Origin of the sequence: Azohydromonas lata NBRC 102462, from assembly GCF_001571085.1 — a bacterium.
In the GTDB taxonomy this organism is placed as follows: domain Bacteria; phylum Pseudomonadota; class Gammaproteobacteria; order Burkholderiales; family Burkholderiaceae_C; genus Azohydromonas; species Azohydromonas lata.
On sequence record NZ_BCTC01000228.1, the window covers coordinates 1 to 2,804 of the forward strand.

The following is a 2,804-nucleotide window of genomic DNA, read 5'->3' on the forward strand; positions in this document are numbered from 1 at the left end:
TTAGAGAAACGGCGCCACCAGCAACCTGGTCTGCTCGGTGATGGCGCGAGCCACGTCAGGCACCAGGCGCTTGAGCCAATGGCGCGGCAGTGCGGCCGCACCGCAACGTGCACCGGCGAGCATGCCCACGAGTGCGGCGGTGGTGTCCGCGTCCTCGCCGCGGTTGGCGGCGGCCACGACGGCTTCTTCAAAATCCGCATGCTGCGTGAAGGCCCACAGCACCGTTTGCACCGTATCCACCACGTAGCCGCTGGCGCGGCCGGGATAGGGCTCGAAGCGGAACACCGGGTGCTTCTGCACCAGTTGCACCGCCTGCAGCGCCAAGGCCTCGGCATTCGCCCCGGCGAGTTGCAAACGCAGCAAATGTCCCAGCCCCAAGGTCGCTGCGTCGGAGTAGGGGTGGTTGTGCGTGAGGTGGGCCTGGGCCAGCGAGATGCGCTCGAAAGCCTCGTCGTCCCCCAAGGTGGCCAGGGCAGCGGGCAAGTTGCGCATCACGGCGCCGTTGCCGCCGTCGCCGTCGTTCAACGGCGTGGACAGGGCGCCCGTGCGAATGAATCGCTGGATGCCACGCCTGCAGGTGTTGCCGCAGTCCACCGGACGGCCGCGCCACCAGGCCACGAATGCTTCGGCGATGAGCCGCGTATCGCCGGGCTTGCCTTGGCGGCGGCCTTCCAGCAGCGCCTGGCCCAGGGCCAGGCTCATGGTGGTGTCGTCGGTGACCTGGCCGGGCGGCAGGTTGAGCCAGCCGCCACCGGTGATGCGCCGGTGCACGCCGCCCTGGTCCGAGAAGCGCAGCGCGATCTCGCGCGGAGTCATGAACTCCACGGTCGCGCCCAACGCGTCGCCCAACGCCAGGCCCAGGTAGGCCCCCAAAGCGCGGTCCAGCAGAGCACCGGGCGCACCGCCTTCATCAAACGCCATAGCTGGCCTCCACTTCGTAGTCGCCCCCCAGGGCCAGCACCTCGGACTCGCCTTGCAGCGAGCGCGTGTCCAGCAACCCGGGGACAAGAAGCAACTTGACCCTGGGCACTTGCGCGTACAGGAGCCAGTCGCCGAAACAGCCTGCCGTCTCGCGCGAAAGGCTGAAGGAAACAACGTTGTTGAGCCGCATGGTGCAGCGGCGCTCACGCAGCGAGCCGCCCACCACCTGCTCCTCGCAGCGCGTGCTGCCGCGCCACAGCGGCACGTGCGTGCCGGGCCCAAGCAGTTGGAAGCGCCACAGCATCCACTGGCAGAACTCGAACAGCAGGTCCAGCTGCTGGTGGATGTTGTTGTTGTGGTAGCGGCTGGTGGTCTTCTCTTCGAGGTAAGTCATCCACGCCGGCGAAGGGAAGCGCCGCAGCGGCGCCTTGTGAAAGCTGGGCACCAGGCCGAAGCGGCTCTCGGCCCAGCCCTTGAGCACGGCGCCGGCCGCCGCATTGGCGTCCATGCCCCAGCCCTGCAGCAGCTTCAGGTAGCTGGCCTTCCAGCGGCGCTGCTCCGACGGTGCCGCGCGCCCCGCGGGCTTGGCCAGGCCGAACACCAGCTCCATGTAGTGCTCGAAGATGCCGCGCGCCTCGGCGGCGCTGCCGCACTGGTCCAGCAAGGCAAAAAGGCCCGCGCTGGAAGCGCGGGCTCCTGCAATGCGCAGCCGCCTGGGGTGCGCATTGAATTCGGCGCTGCCCAGCAGCGGTGCCGGAATGCCGACCAGGTTGGTGGCATACCAGCGGGCCGGGTCGGCCTCTCCCGTCAGCAGCAGATCGTCCTCAAGCGCCGGCGGGAGGGACACGATGGCGTCAGACCGGACGGTTCTCGTTCGGGTTGCGCACCGGGCCCATGAGCTTGAGGCCTTCTTCGTAGGTGATGTTGTCGAAGGTCACGTCGAACTTCAGCGCGGCGTCGGCCACGGCGTCGGTCTTGCCGGCGGTGTCCAGGCGCTTGAGCTCGCTCTTTTCCAGGTACAGCAGTTCCAGCAGCTCGTTGTAGACGGTGGACTCGTCGATGGGCAGCACGTAGAACATCGCGCCGTTGTAGGCCACCTGGTACTTCTTGAGCAGGTCGATGTTGTTGCAGAACAGGAAGTACTTGCCGCCGGCGCTGAGTTGCTCGCCCAGCACTTCGGCCACGTCCTTGAGGTGCTCGAAGCTCAGCAGGTAGCCGGCGAAGAACGGCAGCTTGGAGTTGCCCTTCTCGGCGATGGCGATGACCTGGTCGCAGGTCAGCTCAGGCGGGCGGGCTTCGTCAGCCAGCTTGGGGGCGAAGCGCAGGGCCAGCTCGCCGCGGAAGCCCACGCGGCCCGGCTTCTTGGTAGCGGCCTTGAGCACGGGGTTCAGCAGCCGCCCTTGTGCCTCCAGGGGCGCCATGGCGGTGTCGGCCAGAGCGGCGGCGACGGGGGAAGCGGCAACGGTAGCGGTCATCAAGGACTCCGGTGGGTTGAGATGTGAATGGTCACGAGGCCTTGCGCAACATCAAGCGCACGCAAAGCCCTTGCAAGCCCTTATGCAACCCCCGTACCACCGCAAATCCCTCGCATACCAGCCCCGTGGCGCGGGGCCGCATGACGCAAAAGCGCCTTCCCGACAAGGCCAGCTCCGGCCTTTGTCGCCTTTCCGACATTCCCACCGGGTTTGTATGCGTTGCGCAACCGGCCCGGAGCGCATTGGAGGGCGCTTCCCTCTGAGCGACCACATGGCACGGCCATTGCGTAGGGCTGGATGCGCGGACCCCATGCCAGTCCCCCGAGGCGCTGCAGAAGAAGACCACAGGCACCTAAGGCTGCATTGAGATCGCGACGACGCCCACAGATTCGTCAACTTCTCGTTCAC

At 67.2% G+C, this 2,804-nt stretch carries 3 protein-coding genes; all 3 read right to left on the minus strand.

The genetic code is table 11. The features are described from left to right. From draG to ALA01S_RS30660, 3 genes are read right to left on the minus strand one after another with little or no spacing between them, the layout of a single operon-like run. Positions 1-921 carry an ADP-ribosyl-[dinitrogen reductase] hydrolase gene (gene draG / locus ALA01S_RS30650; RefSeq protein WP_066343514.1) on the minus strand — a complete coding sequence of 307 codons (921 nt, stop codon included), beginning with the start codon at positions 919-921 and terminating at the stop codon, positions 1-3. After that, positions 911-1,768 carry an NAD(+)--dinitrogen-reductase ADP-D-ribosyltransferase gene (locus ALA01S_RS30655; protein WP_238456025.1) on the minus strand — a complete coding sequence of 286 codons (858 nt, stop codon included), beginning with the start codon at positions 1,766-1,768 and terminating at the stop codon, positions 911-913. Before ALA01S_RS30655 ends, draG begins: the two co-directional genes overlap by 11 nt. Positions 1,769-1,775: 7 nt before the next feature. Continuing rightward, entirely contained in the window at positions 1,776-2,396 is a 621-nt protein-coding gene (locus ALA01S_RS30660) for a hypothetical protein (RefSeq protein ID WP_066343516.1), read from the minus strand. Positions 2,397-2,804 lie beyond the last annotated feature (408 nt).